Source organism: Pseudoalteromonas sp. SWYJ118 (genome assembly GCF_015864505.1).
Taxonomy (GTDB): Bacteria; Pseudomonadota; Gammaproteobacteria; order Enterobacterales; family Alteromonadaceae; genus Pseudoalteromonas; species Pseudoalteromonas arctica.
In genome coordinates this window covers 1-18,927 of sequence record NZ_JADYXC010000013.1, presented here as the reverse complement: position 1 = coordinate 18,927, position 18,927 = coordinate 1, and the positions used below count along the sequence as shown (strand labels likewise).

The window sequence follows — 18,927 nt, the reverse complement described above, 5'->3', positions numbered from 1 at the left end:
GAGCTCTTAAGTTAGAGAAAGGTCAATATCAAATACGTTTGCAGCTTCCTCAGCAAATGATGATTGCTGTTCTTGCGCGGTATCAATTAGGTTTAATGCACCAGGATAAATAGTGACGTTAGTTACATCAGCGAGCATTTTTGATGTACGTACTTTTGTCCATGGGTATGCAAGGCCTAAAGAAAATACAATAGCCAACATATTAGTTAATAGTAAAACAGCGAAAGGAATTGGTTTTAGCTCTGATTTAAATGTAGCAACGCCTTCAAAATAGCTGTTATCAAAAATGTGATTTCTAATAGCGGCGTGCCATACAGCAGAAACAATGGCAATCATTAGCACATAGGCAATCATCATAAAGATAGGAAGCATAACCATAGCTGCAGAGTTTTCTAAATTTTGTTGATTTTCAATATCTACTAAGTTGAGGCCAAATAATCCTAAAATCCCCATAAATACCACCATGGTGATAGAGCTCACTACAAAGCAAATAAGCGCTGTTAAGTAATAGGTTTCGCCTTTTAGATTTACAGTAAGCGGTTTGTCGCCATAACTAATATTGCTATGGATATAGCTATCAATACGTTTTATAACGTAAGGCATTAATAAATAAAGCGTAAATATGCTGGCAATAGGTAAAAGTATAAAGTTAACAAAGGCTTCGCCATAGCTGCCTTTAAAAGCAAAGCGAACATTACGATGGCGGGTCATACGCAGATTAAAACGTAAACCTTGGTTAATAATCCATGGCATTAAAAAGATAAAACCAAGAGCAATAAACAGGCCTAAAATAGGCATAAAGCTAATAGAAAATGTATAAATAAAAAATACAATAACCGCTAAAATCCGACCTTTTAAAATTTGTATTGGCGTTGCTAGGTAGTCAAAGCTATGACCATCTATGCGGGTGTGGCCGTAAAAATAGCGATGCGTACGTACTTTAGCCCACGCTGAGTATATGCCAAGCGTAATAACGCTAAGTAATATATTTACAATCCAAATTCCAAAAAACTCACCGCCTTTACCACTAAACTGCACTTTTCCGCTAAAAATTGGTTCAGCAGGCTCATTTATTGGTGGGGTTGTTTCAGATGGGGTAGGGTGTATTGATTCCATTAAAATTATATCCATGTTGTTTTTTTGTTAATTTACCCATTTTTAGTGCAAAATTCAATGTTTATAATTATCTCACCCTTCTGTAAACAGCCATAAATAGGCGTTTTAAGTATTGAGTTAAATACTCTAATACTTTTTTATAAATAAACCTCGCTGGTTTTATTTATTTGGCTGGTAACTGGGATCTTTAGCTTTTTAATATGCGATTTAGCTACTATACATAGTTAATGCTGCTTAAATGTAATGGCATTAATTATGTATTAAGCACACCTACGTACAATTAAGCTAATTGATTTATATGCCAAAATAATAGATTGTAAGAGTAGTGAGGATGTAAATTTATTTAGGTTTTACAGCTTTTATCACCGCTTTAAATAACATTAGGATATTTATTATGTTTCAAGCAGTCGTGTTAGGGGGATTAGAGTTTAGCCCGCTGATTGTTTACTTCCCAATTGCGTTTATTTTAACAGCGCTGACTCGTTTTGCTTTGCATCGACTAGATTGGCATGACCGTATTTGGAAAGTGGCTTGGTTTGAAGTGTCACTATTTGTTTGTTACTTGGCACTGGCCGTCTATTTACTAAGTGGAAGATAAATTGAATGATTAAATATCTGCGTATTACTTTTACTATCTTGGTTGTTATAGCTGCGGTTTTTGCTGGGCGTTGGGTATGGACTGACTACATGCATACTCCTTGGACGCGCGACGGTCGCATTCGAGCAGACATAGTTACAGTTGCTCCAGACGTGTCGGGTTGGGTGACTGCTTTAAACATTAAAGATGGTCAAAACGTACAAAAAGGCGAAGTACTTTTTAATGTTGATCAAAAGCGTTACCAAGCAGCGCTTGATAAAAGTAAAGCCAATACAGAAAATACGCTATATACATGGGAGCTTGCTAAACATAAATACGAAAGACGTGTTGAGCTAAACACTCAACAGGCAATAAGTGAAGAAACGCTAGAATCAACACGTATCAATACTAAAATTGCTGAGGCAAATTATAACCTAGCTAAAACAGAGCAAACAATTGCGCAATTAAATGTTGATAGAACTAAAATTGTTGCGCCTGCATCGGGGCAAATAATTAATCTGAATTTACGCCAAGGTAACTATGTAGCTCAAGGCACACCTGTGTTTGCTATCGTGCAGTCAGATTCATTTTACGTAACGGGTTACTTTGAAGAGAGTAAAATACCGCTTATTTATCCTGATCAAAAAGCTAAAATAGCGCTTCTAAGCGGTGGTAAGCAATTAACGGGGCATGTAGTGAGTGTAGGTAAAGCAATTGCAAATACGAATACACAAAGTAACGGGCAGCTTTTACCACAAGTACAACAAACATTTAATTGGGTACGTTTATCGCAACGTATTCCTGTTGATATTAAGTTAGATTCATTGCCCGAAGATACACAGTTAAGCGCAGGAATGACCGCCACAATACATCTCGCTACACGTTAAGGGGAAGACAGTGGGCGTTGTATTACAAAATTTGTTTTTTCCTAAAAAACAGGCAATTATTTTTGCGACTAAGGGCGTTATAGCCATGGTAATGGCGCTTACTATTGCTATGTGGCTTAATCTTGAAAGACCTTATTGGGCGTTAGTCTCGGCTATATTTTTGCAATTACGCCCGCAAAGCGGATTGGTTATTGAAAAAGCAATTTGCCAAATAATAGGCACCATAGTGGGTGGTTTATTTGGCATATTGCTTTTAACTCAGTTAATTCTCTACCCTTATTTAGCGCTCGGTGCATTGGCATTATGGTTGGGGGTAAACTCTGCGTTATCGGCAATGGTACGCCAAGCAAACTTTGTTTATGCGTTTGCTATGGCAGGTGTAACAGCCGCTATTATTGTACTTTTAGTCATGGTTACTCCGGCAATGGTGAGCAGCCAAAGCATATTTGATATTGCACAAGCGCGCGTGAGTGAAATAGTAATAGGCTCAATATGTGCAGGCCTTGTGAGCCATTTGTTTTGGCCTGTAAAAGTTAAACACTTACTGCAAGTACAAGCGCGGTCGGTTATAAACCAAACGTTAGATTATTTAGTAACTGAGCTTGATTCTAAAGGCTCGCACGAAAATCGCCATCAGCAAATAGATGGCATTATGGCAACATTAGGATCAATAAACGAAGACTCCAGCGCAGTAAGGTACGAAGGGCCAAAAGGTCCAGGGCGCTCACGTGCTGCAAATCAATTGTCGCAAAAAGTACTTTCTTTACTGGCTTCAATTCAAATAATTGGTCGCCTGCAACGAAACCACGCAGACCTTATTACTCCCACATTAGACAAATTAATAAGTAAACTTAAACACGTATTCGCGCAAATTAAAGAATCTGACGATTTTGATTACTGCGCCGAACAAGTTAAAACGCTGCGTAAAGAGCTAACCGACTATAGAGCAAATACGGTGTGTGATTCGCCATTTGAATCTCACATGCTCAATGTGAGCTTAGAAGTGGCAGCGGACTTAACAATTTTACTACGGGCATACAGAGCTTTAGAACAACGCGATAAAACATTATTAAATGCACCCAGTATGCTTACATATCGCGACCCATTAGCTGGCATTATTGTTGGATTTAGAACTGCTTTGGTGTTTTCTATCGGCGCATTTATTTGGATTAATACAGGTTCTTCAGCTGCATTATTAATTATGATATTACCGGTCATATTTTCGATAATGCTGTCGAGAATACCCTTGGCTATTTTACAGGTTGTAATTAAACGTTTATTGGCAGGTATAATTGTTGCTACTTTTGTAACTATTTTTTATGCGTTAAATTTACTGTCGCAAAGTGGTGGGCAATTAGAAATATTGTTGCTTGTATTAGCGGGTCCGTATTTTTTGGGTTTGCTGTTACTCGCTGATCAACAAACGCTGCCATACGGCTTAGGGTTTTGTATTCCATTTACTATTTTGGTTAGACCCAGCACGGATATGAGCCTAGCTTTTTCAATTGATTATACACTCAGCTCTGCAATCGCGATTTTTGCTGGCGTGAGTATTTTATTTTGGATTTTTCAGTTATTTACAGGACCAAGTGTTCAGTTACTTGTTCATCGTGTTTTTAAGGCTACCTATAAAGATTTACTCGAAATAAATACCCATCAAACTCCGAGTATTTGGTACAATCGCCGCATGGCAGATAGGTTAATACGCTTAACTAATTACGATCAGGGCTCACGCTCAAGAGCTATTACTGACCTTGCATTAACAGCTTTAAACTTAGGGCACGCGTCGGTACGATTAAAAGCAATTTGCGAAAATCTTGCTGGTGACACAAAGCTAAAATATTTAAATGAGTGGCAACGCACGTTGGCTGATGCATTTATGCTGGCTACCAAAGGTAAGTTTGATGAAAACTTTAAGCAAGCGTCTGATAATCTTTATAACGAATTAGCCGCATCTGTTGGTGATTCAAACCAATTAGAGGCAATAAAAGGGATGTTTATTCGCATTAATCTGACCTTTGAAAGAAGTGCGAGTAAGATAAATTAGCCCTATTCGCTGCTTTTCGAGTTCAGATGTTATAACGAAATCTGTTATACTTGCTGGATAATTTTATGGGGCTGTTATGATTTCAAAAAACCAACTCAAACTTATTCGCCAACTTGGCCAAAAAAAGTACCGAAAGCAATATAATCAATACCTTGTACAGGGTGAAAAAAACGTACTTGAGTTATTAAACAGCCCATTAAATGCGGTTAATATTTTTGCTACAAACGAATTTATAAATGCGTACCAAGGTGAGTATCAGCACGCTAATTTTATTGAAGCGGATGAAGAGACCCTCACTAAAGCGAGCACGCTAGTTAGCAATAATGCAGCCATTGCTATTGTTGATATGCCAAAGGCAGCTTTACCACAAGCAAATGGCTTAATACTCGCGCTTGATGGCGTATCAGACCCTGGTAACTTAGGCACAATAATTAGAGTAGCTGATTGGTACGGTATTAAACATATAGTAACTAGCACCGACAGCGCAGACGCTTACAACCCTAAAACAATTAGCGCCACAATGGGCTCATTTGTAAGGGTATCGGTAAGCCAAGTAGATTTACCTGATTACTTACAGTCTTTAAATTTACCTGTTTACGGTGCTTTTTTAGATGGACAAAGTGTACATAAAACCCAATTTACGGGCTCAGGCGTTTTGCTAATGGGCAGTGAGTCGCATGGTATACGCGAGACATGTGCAAAGTTAGTGACCAATAAAATCACCATTCCCGCTTTTGGTGGAGCAGAGTCACTTAATGTTGCAATGGCGACCGGTATTATTTTAGATAACTTTAAACGACAAGCTTAATCTATTAGTAAATTATGGGTTAAATTGTTTATGACAAATAACAATAATAAATTGGTAATAACAATAAGATGCGCTTAAGCACTATTAAATTAGCGGGCTTTAAATCGTTTGTAGAGCCCACTAAAATTCCATTTCCTGATCAAATGACGTGTGTTGTAGGCCCTAATGGCTGTGGCAAATCTAACGTTATTGATGCAGTACGATGGGTGCTAGGTGAAAGCTCTGCTAAAAACCTGCGTGGCGATGCCATGACCGACGTTATTTTTAATGGCTCAACTAATCGTAAAGCCATATCACAAGCTTCTGTAGAGCTTGTTTTTGATAACGATAAAGGTAGTCCTTCTAATACATTTGCCGACAGAAACCAAATTGCAATTAAACGCTTAGTAACGCGCGACGGGCTATCGCTGTACTTTTTAAATGGCAGTAAATGCCGTAAGCGTGATATTACCGATATATTTTTAGGTACAGGTCTTGGTCCGCGTAGTTACGCGATTATTGAGCAAGGGATGATCTCGCGCTTAATAGAAAGTAAACCACAAGAATTACGTGTATTTTTAGAAGAAGCCGCTGGTGTTTCTAAATACAAAGAGCGCCGCCGCGAAACACAAACACGTATTAAAAGCACCCGCGAAAACCTTGAACGTTTACTCGATGTGCGTAAAGAGCTGCAAAGCCAGTTAGATAAATTGGCTGTGCAGTCGGTTGATGCAAAAAAATACCGAGAGTTAAAAGCGCAAGAGCGAACGCTAAAAGGGCAAATTGCGGTTTTAAAATGGCAAAAGTTACATCAACAACAACTTGAAAAAAGTACTCTAATTAAAAAACTGAACGATCAAATTTCTTTTTTTAAAACTGCTAACTCAGGGCATGACGATGTACTTGCAAGCTTAGAAGGGCAAGTACAAGCCAAGCAAGATAAACTAAGCGATGCACAGCATCAGCAACATGTAATACACACCGAGCTTACCCGCGCTGAGCAACAGCAAATAAATGTAAAGCAACAAACTCAAACGCTTAAACAAAATTTAATTAAATTACAGCAACGCCAAACCCATAGCACTGAGGTTAAAACGCAGCAGCAAATTGTGTGCGAGCAACTAAATGAAGCCCTGCAAGAGGCAAGTGAAAACGCGTTAATGTGCGAAGAGCAAGTTAGGAAGTTAACGCATGAGCTTGAGGAATTATTAGCACTGAAGCAGCGCCACAATACACACTGGCAAACTTTGTGTGAGCAACAGCAACAACTTAATAATAGTGCGCAACTGCATAGCAGTCACATTAAACAAACTCAGCAGCAAATAAGCCACGTTAACGAGCAAATTGATCAGTTAAATACGCAGCTTACTGACTTACAAAGTAGCGATGTAGAACAACAATTAACGCAGCAAACACAGCAAACACAAACATTAACCCAAGAACTTGCTGCTAAACAAACAGCGCACACACAGTGCAGTGCTAAGCTTGAAGTGCAAAATGAGCGTGTTAATAACTCACAAAAGCAATATTCGACGCTTACTCAAACAATAAATGAGTTAAAAGCCAGTATAACGGGGCTTAAAAGTACATTAGGGCTTGATGAAAAAAGTGAAAGTACTAATGGTTTGTTTAATCAGCTAAGTGTTAAAGAAGGCTTTGAGCCCTTAATAGAGCAAGCACTTAAATCGCTAGAGCACTTAAATGTAAGTGAGCAGCAAGCTGATAATAGTGTGTGGCCAATTAGTGGTAAGCACATTGCTGAAAATAGCTTAGCGGCATTCATAGCAAGTGGCGTGTACCCAGATCATTTAACGCGTATTGCTTATAGTGAGAGCGGTGATCTAACGCTCTTAAACGATGCCTATTATACAGCCGTTATGGATAAAAACGGCGCTTTATATGGTCGTAACTGGCATGTAAGTGCCGATCGAAATGCCGAAAACTCATTACTTTTAAAACATAAGCAATTACAGGATAAAACTCAGCAGTTAACTAGTGCCGAGTATGAGCTAAAACAAATAACATCGACTCGTGATGAACATATAGCCAAGCAAGTAAAGTTAACTAACGAGCAGAGCGAGCTTAAAGAAGCGATACATGAGCTTGCGCAAAATATAGCGGTAGGGAGTACGCGAAGCGATATGCTCAAACAGCAAGTAGCGCACTTTAAGCTGCAGCTTGAAAAACGACAGCAACAAAAACAGCAATTAACCACTGCGCTTTTGCAATTAAATAACGTGCTTGATGAGCAAACAGAGCAATTGGAAGTGTTAAATGAGCAGCAACTTAACTTAGCGGATGAGGTAGACGCTGCAAATAGCCTGCGCTCACAAAGTGATAAAAGTTATAGCGAAGTATTAAGCATGCTTGAGCAATATAAAACACAAGCACATAAGGCAACGCTCTCAGAGCAAAAGGCACGCAGTGAATGGCAGTTAAGCCAAACCAAATTGAGCCATGCGGAGCAAGAGCACGTTAGTGCATCTGAAGGTGCGCAAGAACTACTTAGTGAAATAGAAGAGCTGCTGATACCAGAGCAAGAACTTGGCGATAAAATTACGCAGCTCTTAGCACAGCATCAAAAAGGTGAGCAGGCATTAGTATTGCTACAAAAAGAATTAGCTCAGGCCAAAGAGAGCTTAAACACTAAGCAAATAAGCCTTAAAAATTCACAAGGTGAGCTGGTGGGCTTGCAAGAGCAGCACCAAAAGCTAACAATTGAAGAGCAAAGCTTAGTAATAAAAGCGCAAGTTGCGCTTGAGCCATTAGAAGAGTTGAAACAAAGCTTAAAAGCAATACTTGATGAATTACCTGATTCATTAAACTTAAGTGCAGCGCAAAATCAGTTAGCCGGATTTACTAATCAGGTAGAAAAATTAGGTGCAGTAAACTTAGCGGCAATAGAAGAGTTTGATTTAGCTAAAGCTCGTAGTGATTATCTTGATAATCAATTAGATGATTTAACAAAAGCGTTAAGTACCCTTGAAGGTGCAATTCGTAAAATTGATAGTGAGACCAAAACACGCTTTAAAGCGACGTTCGATCAAGTTAACGAAGACTTTGCAGAGCTATTTCCTAAAGTTTTTGGTGGTGGTAGTGCGTATTTAGAATTAACCAGTGACGATTTACTCGAAAGTGGTGTTAGTATAATGGCACGACCACCGGGTAAGAAAAATTCAACAATTCATTTGTTAAGTGGTGGAGAAAAAGCGCTGACCGCATTATCATTAGTGTTTTCTATATTCAGGCTCAATCCAGCTCCTTTCTGTATGCTGGACGAAGTAGATGCACCATTAGATGATGCCAACGTTGTGCGTTTTTGCCGTTTGGTTGAAGAAATGTCACAATCAGTGCAGTTTATTTATATTAGTCATAATAAAATTGCGATGGAAATGGCTGGTAGATTAACAGGTGTTACTATGGCAGAACCTGGCGTATCGCGTATGGTTGCTGTAGATATAGAGCAGGCTGTGCAACTTGCACATGCATAAATTTTTATAACAAGTGTATTATTTTTTAATTAATATACAGGTTTTAGGCATATCAAATAATAAAAGGTGAGGGGATGGCCGAACAATTAAGATGGGTTTTAATCATTATCAGTGTAGTTGTCATTGGTGGTTTATTAATACATGGATTGTGGTCTGTGAGAAAAAAAGACCGCCCAGAAGTATCTGATAACGAGCGGGTTGAACCATTACAAGAAAGCGCATCAGCTTCATCTAAACCGTTTCGAACTGAGGCTGAACCAAAAGAGCTAATGCAAAACGAACGTGATGAGCCACAGTTTGGTGAGCTTAACTTTGATGAAAATGAGCCGCAAATAGATACAAGCGTTCCAGAAGTGCCGATTGAAGATGACCTAGAAATAGTTGATGACCTAGAAGCAAAAGAGCAAAGCGCTGAAGAAGCACCTGCCCAAATGTCTGACTTTGTTATTGTACATATTCAAATGCCGGAAGAGCTTAGTATGCAGGGCAGTAAATTATTGCCGGCAGTTAACACTTTAGGTTTTAAATATTCTGAGGAAGGCTTTTTTAATCGCCACTTAGATCCGGCTGGTCAAGGCCCTGTTTTATTTAGATTAGTAAATATGTACAACCCAGGTACGTTTGATATTGATAATATGGAACAGTTTAGTACCGCTGGGGTAAGCTTATTTATGACGTTACCGTGCGACGGCGATGGTCTAGCTGCATTTAATATGTTGCACAGCGCAGCTAAAAAGTTAGCGGATGAATTTGGTGCACAAATTTTAGATGCTGAGCGAAATGAAATGACAGTAGATCGCGTAAGACAATATGTTGAGCAGGTTCGTTCTTTTTCAGCGTAAATAACGCATACATTATATTTTTATAAGCCACTGGACGGTGAATCGTCAAAGTGGCTTTTTTTATGTTTATTGAGGTTTAAATGTCTAGCAGCATTAGTGAGCAAGTTAATCATCTTCGTACTACATTAGAGCAACACAACTATAATTATTATGTGCTCGACACCCCCAGTATTCCTGATTCTGAATACGATAGGTTATTACGCGAACTAAGCGCACTTGAAACCGAGCATCCTGAATTTTTAACCGCCGACTCACCTACACAAAAAGTAGGCGGTGCAGCACTTAGTAAATTTGAACAAGTAGCGCACCAAGTACCCATGCTCTCACTTGATAACGCCTTTAGTGAAGAAGAATTCACTGCGTTTAATCGCCGTATAAAAGAGCGTTTAATGAGTACTGATGAGCTTACTTTTTGTTGTGAGCCAAAACTTGATGGTTTAGCTGTATCAATTATTTATCGCGATGGTGTGCTTGTACAAGCGGCTACTCGAGGTGATGGTTTTACTGGTGAAAACATTACTCAAAATGTTAAAACCATTCGTAATGTACCGCTCAAGCTCCGTGGTGATTACCCAAAAGAGCTTGAAGTTCGCGGCGAAGTATTTATGGACAGCGCTGGCTTTGATAAATTGAATACTGAAGCGCAAAAACGCGGTGAAAAAGTATTTGTTAACCCGCGTAATGCAGCCGCGGGGAGTTTGCGTCAACTCGACTCTAAAATTACCGCTAAACGCCCACTCATGTTTTATGCTTACAGCACCGGGCTTGTTGCTGATGGCAGCATTCCTGAGGATCACTATCAGCAATTAGAAAAGCTGACTGATTGGGGACTACCTTTGTGCCCAGAAACAAAATTAGTTGAAGGTCCAAAAGCCGCGCTCGATTACTACAGCGATATTTTAACGCGCCGTGGTGAGCTTAAATATGAAATTGATGGCGTAGTAATAAAAATAAATAAAAAGACCTTACAAGAGCGCTTAGGCTTTGTGGCACGTGCTCCTCGTTGGGCTATTGCGTATAAGTTTCCGGCGCAAGAGGAAATAACCCAACTACTTGATGTTGATTTTCAAGTCGGTCGTACTGGCGCCATTACACCTGTTGCACGTTTGAAGCCTGTTTTTGTGGGTGGCGTTACCGTATCAAATGCAACGCTTCATAACAGTGATGAAGTTGCACGTTTAGGCGTAAAAGTAGGCGATACAGTTATTATTCGCCGTGCTGGAGACGTAATCCCACAAATAACTCAAGTTGTACTTGAACGCAGACCTGATGATGCCAGAGATATTGAATTCCCGACGACTTGCCCAATCTGTGATTCTCATGTTGAAAAGGTTGAAGGCGAAGCTGTAGCCCGTTGTACGGGTGGACTTGTATGTCCTGCACAGCGTAAGCAAGCTATTAAGCACTTTGCTTCGCGCAAAGCGCTGGATATAGATGGTCTTGGCGATAAGATTGTTGATCAGTTAGTCGATAGAGAACTTATAAAAACGCCTGCTGATTTGTTTATATTAAAACAAGGGCATTTTGAATCACTTGAGCGCATGGGACCTAAGTCAGCTAAAAACTTAGTAACAGCACTTGAAGAGGCTAAAGGCACTACGCTTGCTAAGTTTTTATACTCTTTGGGTATTCGTGAAGCTGGTGAAGCAACAGCACAAAATTTAGCAAATCACTTCCTATCCCTTGAAAATGTAATAAATGCCAGCATTGATAGTTTAACGCAAGTAAGTGATATAGGCGAAATAGTAGCTGCTCATGTTCGTGGCTTTTTTGATGAAGAGCATAATTTAGCAGTTGTTAATGCGCTGATAGATCAAGGTGTAAACTGGCCAGCGTTGAGCGCACCTTCTGAGGAAGAACAGCCGCTCGCTGGGCTTACATATGTACTTACAGGTACGCTTAATACACTTAATCGCAATGATGCAAAAGCACGATTACAACAACTTGGTGCCAAGGTGTCTGGTAGCGTATCGGCTAAAACAGATGCGTTAGTGGCGGGTGAAAAAGCAGGTTCAAAACTAACAAAAGCACAAGACCTAGGCATAGACATACTAACTGAAGATGAATTAATTGAGTTGCTTATAAAGCATAACGGTTAGGAAAATGACAATGAGCCGATATGGGCCAGAATACTGGGATAAGTACGGAAGTTACCGTACGCCTATTGCATTTCATTTAAGTGTGCTTGTGCTATTACGCAGTTATTTTATTTGGGTTATTGCGGCTTTAAGCCGCAGGCCTGAACTAGATTTAATGTCGTTATTTTTTAAAAATAAAAATGATTTTTTTATCGCAATAACGATTGGAAGTATTGCAATAATACCGACTATTTTATTTTGTTTACGCAGACCACGAGATTCACACAGTGCAAGCAACAGGTTAGCAAGAATATGGCGACATATGCGCTGGCCTCTTATTTTATGTGCAGTTGTTGATTTAACATGGTTAAGTGTTCAAGCGGCGCATAGCCATTATCGATTTTCATCATTTTTAGCAGTACAAATGATGATTGTTTTATGGGTATTATGGTATTTGGTGAAAAGCCGCTATTTAACTGTTTTCTTTAATGATTGGCCTGAGCCGACAGAAAAGGCATCAGAAGAAAAAAAGCGACTTAAAAGGGATTAGTTGTGGACGCCGTAAATAAAAAAATAGCGATAGCTATATCGATAATAGGCTTTGTGCTTATTATTTTAATGATTAGCACTGAGCTTTTAGAGCTTATGTGGTTTAAAGCGTTATTTGGGCTATGGGTATTTGTTTTTTGCTCAAGCGTTTATAGGTTAACGCCTTTATTTAAATCAAGAAACAGGTTAGAGGATTTTATTCAGCGAGACGCCCAACACTTATTACTTTTTAGTTTGATGGGATTTTTTGATAAAAAGCACGGTCCAGATTGGTTAGTTATTGAGAGTATTGAACGTATAACGACAAAGGATGATGAGCTAATAATTTACAGTAATAACGAGCGCCAAATGAGTGTTAGTTTACCTGTAAAAAAAGCAGAGCTAGATAGTTTTATTAAACGAATACTTACCGACTCAGAAAAACAAAATATTACCTTTAGCTAAGAAAATTACCTTTAAGATTGAACGAGTTTTAGTCTTAAACTGTCAACACTCCTTAGCTGATCTTTAGTGTATTAAATAACGTAATAATTAGCCGTACTTTTTATGACTTTATAAAGTATAGCTAATCAACTATTCAATGAGGCTATTATGTTGAAGTGGAATGATGTTATTAACTTTGCCACCAATGGCAATCCTACCCCAAGTAAAAAAGTAGTCAAAACTGACGAGCAGTGGCGGATGCAACTATCAGAAGATGAATATTACGTAACACGTAAAAAGGGAACAGAGCGCCCAGGTAGCTCGGGTAGTTGTACATTACTCGAACCTGGCAAGTATGTGTGTATTTGTTGTGATAATCTATTGTTTGATGCTGATGAGAAGTTTGATAGTGGTACTGGTTGGCCGTCATTTACGCAACCTGCGACAATTGAAGCGATTGGCTATGTAAGCGATACAAGTCATGGTATGGAGCGCATAGAGGTGGTTTGTAACGTGTGCGATTCGCACTTAGGTCATATTTTTCCAGATGGTCCATTACCAACGGGTTTACGTTATTGCGTTAATGCCGCATCAATGAAAAAGCTCTAATATTTTATTTACTAGCGCTTTGAATATCTAAATTCATTTCTTTTGCTATGTGCAAAATCTTATCTAAACGCTGCGTCTGATCTGCTTGTAATTTAGTTTTATCAAGAAGGGCGTAGCACCTTCTAGCAAGATCCATATTAAATGAGCTGCCAGATTGCTTAGTTGAATCAAATAGGCACTGTAATAAATTAAGTGCGATACTTTGATTACGAGGCATGACTCTAAACGCTTGTGTAAAAGCTTCCAACGCAGTATTTAATTGGCCTTTATTAAATTGACTAACGGCATGGTTGTTAAGCTCTTTTGGACCCATTTTAATATCGCGTCGCTCACTTTGTTGCTGCTGAATATAACGTAAGTAAGTTGTGTCGCTAACTGCGGGATGTCTTTCACAGTGGCTAATTATTTGTGTGAATAAGGTTTGCGCCTTTTGATGAAACCCCAGTTCATGAAATGCTTTTGCTTTATCAAGTGCGCCATCAACCGATCGGATATGAGTATCGTCATCATCAAGTTGTTCAATTAGCTTTTTCGCTTTTTGATGCTCGTCTTTTAAGTAATGGAGTCGTGCATTAAGTACATCAATTTGAGCTTGATTTGTATTATTAGGAAACTGTTTTTTTAAATCATTAATGTACTGATTGGTTTGCCTAGAAATTCGTTGAATTTGATCGGTTTGATCAGTCGTTAGCGCAAAGTCGATACCTGCACGTGCTGCATTCAAATATACATCGGGGTGGTCGTGTATTGAGTGTTTTGCAAAGGTGGCTATATCTTTTTGAGTTAAATAGCTTTTTTCGTAGTCGTGATTAATTAGCGACACATTACTTAGCGATTTTTGGCGTGTGATATTTCGCGGTGCAATTTCTGCAGCTTGGCTTAAAAAGCTTTGTGCTAGCTCAAATTGATTTAGCTTTATTTCTAATCTGCCCAACAAATCAAGGGCTACTAAACGAGTTTCTTGGCGCTCTAACATTGTTTTGAGCATTCGCTGCGCCAAAATATGTTCGTTATTCGCTATAAGTGCTTCTACTAAGCCTACTTTTGCCCAAGCAAATTTTTGAATGTCGAGAACAGACTTAAAAAAGTCTTTCGCATCTTGAGCGCGCTTTAAGCGAAGTAAGGCATCACCTTTTAAGCGAAGTAGGATAGGGCTGTAATTATTATTATTTTTATCCAGAGCGGTATCAATAAACTTAATAGCTTTTGAATCGTTACCATCATCAATTAATGAATACACTGTTTGTAAGTCGTGTTTACGCTTTAGGATTCGTTCAATGCGTATTTTAAGCTCTTGTACTGTAAAAGGTTTAACTAAAAAGTCATCAGGTTGCAGCTCAAGAACACTATGAACGAGTGAGCCACTTGTTTCTGCTGAGATAAAAATAAAGCCAGTCGAGCTTTTTATGAGTTGCTTTACACGTAGCTCTTCATAAAGCTGGTAGCCATCTTGGTGTTTATTTAAGTTGAATGAGCAAACGATTAGATCAAATTCTTCACTTAAACACTGCTCTTTTGCAGAATTTGCATGATCAGCAAAGCGCAACTGCCGAAAGCCAAGCCTTTCTAACGATTGTTTCATATAGCTTTGAGCAAGTGGCTGCTCCTCTACTATAAGTATTTTGGCTTTTGAATAGATCTTAGTTGGCATTGGCTTAAGCGTGATTGTATTTAACACAGACTATAATCAACAGTTTAACTCCTTACAAGGGAATTTAAATGATAGCTGTATTTATTAGGTAGTTAACTTTGCCTAATACGTTTATCTAACTACGAAGGTACTGAGCCGAATAACATAATTAAAAACTAAATAAGTAAAATTGATAACGCTATATTTGATGAGTGCTTTGATATGGAAATTTAGATTTTAATAAAAATATGAAATGTATTTAAGGTAAAAAGAGGAGTTAAACGTATTCAATATGGGAAAAGAGTTATTACTAGAGAAGTTGTCATTTAAAGAGTTATCTGATGGTATTTATATGTGGTGGGTGATTACTTGGCTTGATACCAGTGACTTAATTACATACGACTTATACCAACCTGCATAAATCTTTGATCAATTTAACGAATTAAATTGCACTATAACGTCGTTAAAAATTTTTTATTTAGAACAACTAGATACAAAAACTTTTGCCTAGTTCTAGCGTAATTTTCTTAACGTTAAATAGACCCCATATATAAGCAGATTGGTATTATATATTGAGTTTTTATGAAGTTCTTAAATGTATTTAATATGCGAAGAAAGAGTTATTACTAGAGAGGTTGTCTGATGGTATTTATATGTGGTGGGTGATACTGGACTTGAACCAGTGACCCTCGCCTTGTAAGGGCGATGCTCTCCCAACTGAGCTAATCACCCACATATAATAGGTATGCCTGTTATTTAATTCTTTATTATCAAATTAACCGCTTGATGTAATTTGGTGGGTGATACTGGACTTGAACCAGTGACCCTCGCCTTGTAAGGGCGATGCTCTCCCAACTGAGCTAATCACCCAAATTACATTTTAATATGCACCATTCTAGGAATGGTGGGTCGTACTGGACTTGAACCAGTGACCCTCGCCTTGTAAGGGCGATGCTCTCCCAACTGAGCTAACGACCCATATTAATTTTTAAAACGCGACTATTGATATATAATAGGTTTATATGTGGTGGGTGATACTGGACTTGAACCAGTGACCCTCGCCTTGTAAGGGCGATGCTCTCCCAACTGAGCTAATCACCCACATATAAATTAAAACGCTACTATTGAAATAAATAGTACTGGACTTTAACCAGTGAACCTCGCCGTTACTTGTAAATAGCGGTAATGTTCTCTTTTTTCTAACTGAGCTAACGACCCATTTAGATTTTCTTGTAATATGCACCATTCTAAGAATGGTGGGTCGTACTGGACTTGAACCAGTGACCCTCGCCTTGTAAGGGCGATGCTCTCCCAACTGAGCTAACGACCCATATTACATGCTACTACCTATATAGATAGTACTGGACTTTAACCAGTGAACTTCGCCATCTTTTATAAAATGCGGTGATGCTCTCTTTTCTTGTAACTGAGCTAACGACCCATATTACAATTTTAAAACACGACTATTATATAATAATAGGTTTTATATGTGGTGGGTGATACTGGACTTGAACCAGTGACCCTCGCCTTGTAAGGGCGATGCTCTCCCAACTGAGCTAATCACCCATATATAAATTAAAACGCTACTATTAAAATAAATAGTACTGGACTTTAACCAGTGAACTTCACTGTTGCTTATAAGTAGCGGTGATGCTCTCTTTTTTCTAATTGAGCTTAGGACCCGTATAGAATTTAGATGTGAACACTTTAATTAAAAAGTGGTGGGTGATACTGGACTTGAACCAGTGACCCTCGCCTTGTAAGGGCGATGCTCTCCCAACTGAGCTAATCACCCACATCTAAACAACATTGCATTGCTGCGTTGTTGTGGGGCGCTATTATAGATAGAGTTGAAAATGTGTCAACACTTGAATGATAAAAATGTGCTGAATGAAGGTTTTATAAACAATAGGATATGGTTGAAGTCTATTTTATCATCAAATTTGATATTGCAGTTCAATTAAGCACCTAATAAGCTCCTAAAAGTGAGTAGGGAATTGTATTTTATTAATCTTAAATTTAGCTTCACGATACTTATTGTTTTTTTTACTGGAGTCGTTTTTATGATTATGAGCAAGATGGATTAATATTAGGGCTAGTTATTTAGTGAATAGAGCGGTCCTTTAAAAATGAATTTAATCTAAACTTCCCAAAACAAATGCTATTTTCAGCATTCTAAACTCTATTTTTGTACTTACTTTATTTTTATAAGCCAACCTAGCCAAATCGTAAATACTCATACTTCACTAATAGCCTTCGGATTAAGACTAAATAGATCACACATAACTAGTGCGTGTTGACCTTTGTGGATTGAACCCAAAGGGCAGCGCATGTTTGGACTTTATGCGGCGTTATCGCCTATTCATGGGTAATAACCAAACTACAATAGGCTCTGCCTTGCCTAAAAAGCAAACATACTGCTGCAAATTCACCCACCAAAGATCAACACGCCCTGAAGTTTTGTACATAGTATTACGAAGCTACAATGCTCTTTAAAAAATATTCTTCAAACAATAATCGAGTTTTTAGTACGAGTGACGCTGGTTAATAAGCAAGTAAAGGCTGCGGGTACTCTCAAATCCACATTTAAGTTTTGGTTATTATAAGCAATTGTAACTTTTAAAAGATTAAGGCGATTGGCGGGGCCTTAATTGGTAGTTTTTAGATAAGTTCAATTTGCATATAAATGTATACCTTTGCTTTGATGCAATTTTGTTGCATTAAATAGGGGAGTAGGGTGTTGTTAAGTATTCGCTGCGATATAGTGATGTTATTATAAGCAGTAGGGCTAGAATCTTATTCAAATTGTATTTTTTAGCACGCTTGATAGCCAGTTTGTTGAAAATTAAACCATTTAAATAAAGCTAGGTAAAAAACTGTTGACTTTATTTTGGGTGGTGCATAGAATGCGCCCCGCACTAAGCGATACACGATGTGTTTATCACGACGGGTATTGATTAAGTTGGGGCCATAGCTCAGCTGGGAGAGCGCTTCGCTGGCAGTGAAGAGGTCTGCGGTTCGATCCCGCATGGCTCCACCAAAAATTAGTGTTTTGTCCTAGGGTAGCAGTTTTCTGTGTCCCCATCGTCTAGAGGCCTAGGACACCGCCCTTTCACGGCGGTAACAGGGGTTCGAATCCCCTTGGGGACGCCACTTAACTTTTATTAGTTAAAGGCGGTTTTACCGAGAAAATAGCGTCACAATTAAAGCTCGAGTCTTTACTTGTATTAAACGCAATTACCTTAAAGCTCATGATGTGAGTTAAACTTATCAACTGTCCTAGTGACACATTTATGTGTCCCCATCGTCTAGAGGCCTAGGACACCGCCCTTTCACGGCGGTAACAGGGGTTCGAATCCCCTTGGGGACGCCACTTACTTATTTTCAATAGGGAAGTGAAGTGTTATTAAGAAAGCTCGCCTGAAACGAGTCTAAAAATTCAGTTGTCCTAGTGACACATTTATGTGTCCCCATCGTCTAGAGGCCTAGGACACCGCCCTTTCACGGCGGTAACAGGGGTTCGAATCCCCTTGGGGACGCCACTTACTTATTTTTAATAGGGAAGTGAAGTGTTATTAAGAAAGCTCGCCTGAAACGAGTCTAAAAATTCAGTTGTCCTAGTGACACATTTATGTGTCCCCATCGTCTAGAGGCCTAGGACACCGCCCTTTCACGGCGGTAACAGGGGTTCGAATCCCCTTGGGGACGCCACTTACTTATTTTTAATAGGGAAGTGAAGTGTTATTAAGAAAGCTCGCCTGAAACGAGTTTAAAAATTCAGTTGTCCTAGTGACACATTTATGTGTCCCCATCGTCTAGAGGCCTAGGACACCGCCCTTTCACGGCGGTAACAGGGGTTCGAATCCCCTTGGGGACGCCACTTACTATTTT

The 18,927-nt window shown here is 38.9% G+C and carries 13 protein-coding genes and 13 tRNA genes; 17 read left to right on the top strand and 9 right to left on the bottom strand.

Annotation, left to right across the window (positions count from 1 at the left end; all coding sequences use genetic code 11):
- Positions 1–6: 6 nt before the first annotated feature.
- A complete protein-coding gene (locus I6F48_RS12850) occupies positions 7–1,116 on the bottom strand; it encodes a YjgN family protein (protein WP_007584000.1) in 1,110 nt (369 codons plus the stop codon).
- Positions 1,117–1,510: 394 nt separating this feature from the next.
- Between I6F48_RS12850 and I6F48_RS12845 the strand changes: the two genes are divergently transcribed.
- The 10 genes from I6F48_RS12845 (at position 1,511) to msrB (ending at position 13,406) form a co-directional block, all read left to right on the top strand.
- Positions 1,511–1,714 carry a DUF1656 domain-containing protein gene (locus I6F48_RS12845; protein ID WP_008171772.1) on the top strand — a complete coding sequence of 68 codons (204 nt, stop codon included), beginning with the start codon at positions 1,511–1,513 and terminating at the stop codon, positions 1,712–1,714.
- Between the two features lie 5 nt (positions 1,715–1,719).
- A complete protein-coding gene (locus I6F48_RS12840) occupies positions 1,720–2,580 on the top strand; it encodes an efflux RND transporter periplasmic adaptor subunit (RefSeq protein WP_007584004.1) in 861 nt (286 codons plus the stop codon).
- Positions 2,581–2,590: 10 nt separating this feature from the next.
- Positions 2,591–4,627, top strand: coding sequence for an FUSC family protein (locus I6F48_RS12835; protein ID WP_197119577.1), 2,037 nt, complete (start codon positions 2,591–2,593; stop codon positions 4,625–4,627).
- Positions 4,628–4,703: 76 nt separating this feature from the next.
- Positions 4,704–5,435: an RNA methyltransferase gene (locus I6F48_RS12830; RefSeq protein ID WP_010555372.1), complete on the top strand. Its 732-nt coding sequence runs from the start codon at positions 4,704–4,706 to the stop codon at positions 5,433–5,435.
- A gap of 68 nt (positions 5,436–5,503) precedes the next feature.
- Positions 5,504–8,905 carry a chromosome segregation SMC family protein gene (locus tag I6F48_RS12825; protein WP_197119576.1) on the top strand — a complete coding sequence of 1,134 codons (3,402 nt, stop codon included), beginning with the start codon at positions 5,504–5,506 and terminating at the stop codon, positions 8,903–8,905.
- A gap of 74 nt (positions 8,906–8,979) precedes the next feature.
- Positions 8,980–9,747 (top strand): cell division protein ZipA, encoded by a 768-nt coding sequence (zipA, locus tag I6F48_RS12820; protein WP_165728882.1) that lies wholly within the window; start codon positions 8,980–8,982, stop codon positions 9,745–9,747.
- 80 nt (positions 9,748–9,827) lie between these two features.
- Positions 9,828–11,846, top strand: a complete 2,019-nt coding sequence (ligA, locus tag I6F48_RS12815) for an NAD-dependent DNA ligase LigA (protein ID WP_197119575.1) — start codon at positions 9,828–9,830, stop codon at positions 11,844–11,846.
- A 10-nt stretch (positions 11,847–11,856) separates the two neighbouring features.
- Entirely contained in the window at positions 11,857–12,375 is a 519-nt protein-coding gene (locus I6F48_RS12810) for a DUF2919 domain-containing protein (protein ID WP_007584017.1), read from the top strand.
- Positions 12,376–12,377: 2 nt separating this feature from the next.
- The gene (locus I6F48_RS12805) at positions 12,378–12,818 is read left to right on the top strand and encodes a hypothetical protein (RefSeq protein WP_197119574.1); all 441 of its coding nucleotides are present in this window, start codon (positions 12,378–12,380) and stop codon (positions 12,816–12,818) included.
- Between the two features lie 147 nt (positions 12,819–12,965).
- Positions 12,966–13,406 carry a peptide-methionine (R)-S-oxide reductase MsrB gene (msrB, locus tag I6F48_RS12800; RefSeq protein ID WP_007584021.1) on the top strand — a complete coding sequence of 147 codons (441 nt, stop codon included), beginning with the start codon at positions 12,966–12,968 and terminating at the stop codon, positions 13,404–13,406.
- A 4-nt stretch (positions 13,407–13,410) separates the two neighbouring features.
- On the opposite strand, the gene I6F48_RS12795 is transcribed toward msrB, so the two are convergent.
- Complete coding sequence (locus I6F48_RS12795) at positions 13,411–15,057, bottom strand: tetratricopeptide repeat-containing response regulator (protein ID WP_197119573.1); 1,647 nt, start codon at positions 15,055–15,057, stop codon at positions 13,411–13,413.
- Positions 15,058–15,328: 271 nt separating this feature from the next.
- On the opposite strand from I6F48_RS12795, the gene I6F48_RS21475 reads away from it, so the two are divergent.
- The gene (locus I6F48_RS21475; protein ID WP_269435025.1) at positions 15,329–15,457 is read left to right on the top strand and encodes a hypothetical protein; all 129 of its coding nucleotides are present in this window, start codon (positions 15,329–15,331) and stop codon (positions 15,455–15,457) included.
- Between the two features lie 235 nt (positions 15,458–15,692).
- Here I6F48_RS21475 and I6F48_RS12790 read toward each other — a convergent pair.
- The 7 genes from I6F48_RS12790 to I6F48_RS12760 form a co-directional block, all read right to left on the bottom strand.
- Positions 15,693–15,768 (bottom strand) — tRNA-Val (locus I6F48_RS12790).
- 62 nt (positions 15,769–15,830) lie between these two features.
- Positions 15,831–15,906: transfer RNA gene (locus tag I6F48_RS12785), tRNA-Val, on the bottom strand.
- A 32-nt stretch (positions 15,907–15,938) separates the two neighbouring features.
- A tRNA-Val gene (locus tag I6F48_RS12780) sits at positions 15,939–16,014 on the bottom strand.
- Between the two features lie 47 nt (positions 16,015–16,061).
- Positions 16,062–16,137, bottom strand: a tRNA-Val gene (locus tag I6F48_RS12775).
- Positions 16,138–16,290: 153 nt separating this feature from the next.
- Positions 16,291–16,366, bottom strand: a tRNA-Val gene (locus I6F48_RS12770).
- A gap of 160 nt (positions 16,367–16,526) precedes the next feature.
- Positions 16,527–16,602: transfer RNA gene (locus I6F48_RS12765), tRNA-Val, on the bottom strand.
- A 153-nt stretch (positions 16,603–16,755) separates the two neighbouring features.
- Positions 16,756–16,831, bottom strand: a tRNA-Val gene (locus I6F48_RS12760).
- A 1,169-nt stretch (positions 16,832–18,000) separates the two neighbouring features.
- On the opposite strand from I6F48_RS12760, the gene I6F48_RS12755 reads away from it, so the two are divergent.
- The 6 genes from I6F48_RS12755 to I6F48_RS12730 all read left to right on the top strand — a co-directional run bounded on the left by I6F48_RS12755 (position 18,001) and on the right by I6F48_RS12730 (position 18,916).
- Positions 18,001–18,076: transfer RNA gene (locus tag I6F48_RS12755), tRNA-Ala, on the top strand.
- Between the two features lie 37 nt (positions 18,077–18,113).
- Positions 18,114–18,189, top strand: a tRNA-Glu gene (locus I6F48_RS12750).
- A gap of 144 nt (positions 18,190–18,333) precedes the next feature.
- Positions 18,334–18,409: transfer RNA gene (locus I6F48_RS12745), tRNA-Glu, on the top strand.
- Between the two features lie 93 nt (positions 18,410–18,502).
- Positions 18,503–18,578 (top strand) — tRNA-Glu (locus I6F48_RS12740).
- A gap of 93 nt (positions 18,579–18,671) precedes the next feature.
- Positions 18,672–18,747, top strand: a tRNA-Glu gene (locus I6F48_RS12735).
- A 93-nt stretch (positions 18,748–18,840) separates the two neighbouring features.
- Positions 18,841–18,916 (top strand) — tRNA-Glu (locus I6F48_RS12730).
- Positions 18,917–18,927: the final 11 nt, after the last annotated feature.

Coding starts and splice junctions, on each gene's coding strand:
- I6F48_RS12850 (WP_007584000.1), bottom strand. CDS start 1,116: ATGGAATCAATACACCCTACCCCATCTGAAACAACCCCACCAATAAAT.
- I6F48_RS12845 (WP_008171772.1), top strand. CDS start 1,511: ATGTTTCAAGCAGTCGTGTTAGGGGGATTAGAGTTTAGCCCGCTGATT.
- I6F48_RS12840 (WP_007584004.1), top strand. CDS start 1,720: ATGATTAAATATCTGCGTATTACTTTTACTATCTTGGTTGTTATAGCT.
- I6F48_RS12830 (WP_010555372.1), top strand. CDS start 4,704: ATGATTTCAAAAAACCAACTCAAACTTATTCGCCAACTTGGCCAAAAA.
- I6F48_RS12825 (WP_197119576.1), top strand. CDS start 5,504: ATGCGCTTAAGCACTATTAAATTAGCGGGCTTTAAATCGTTTGTAGAG.
- zipA (WP_165728882.1), top strand. CDS start 8,980: ATGGCCGAACAATTAAGATGGGTTTTAATCATTATCAGTGTAGTTGTC.
- ligA (WP_197119575.1), top strand. CDS start 9,828: ATGTCTAGCAGCATTAGTGAGCAAGTTAATCATCTTCGTACTACATTA.
- I6F48_RS12810 (WP_007584017.1), top strand. CDS start 11,857: ATGAGCCGATATGGGCCAGAATACTGGGATAAGTACGGAAGTTACCGT.
- msrB (WP_007584021.1), top strand. CDS start 12,966: ATGTTGAAGTGGAATGATGTTATTAACTTTGCCACCAATGGCAATCCT.
- I6F48_RS12795 (WP_197119573.1), bottom strand. CDS start 15,057: ATGCCAACTAAGATCTATTCAAAAGCCAAAATACTTATAGTAGAGGAG.
- I6F48_RS21475 (WP_269435025.1), top strand. CDS start 15,329: ATGGGAAAAGAGTTATTACTAGAGAAGTTGTCATTTAAAGAGTTATCT.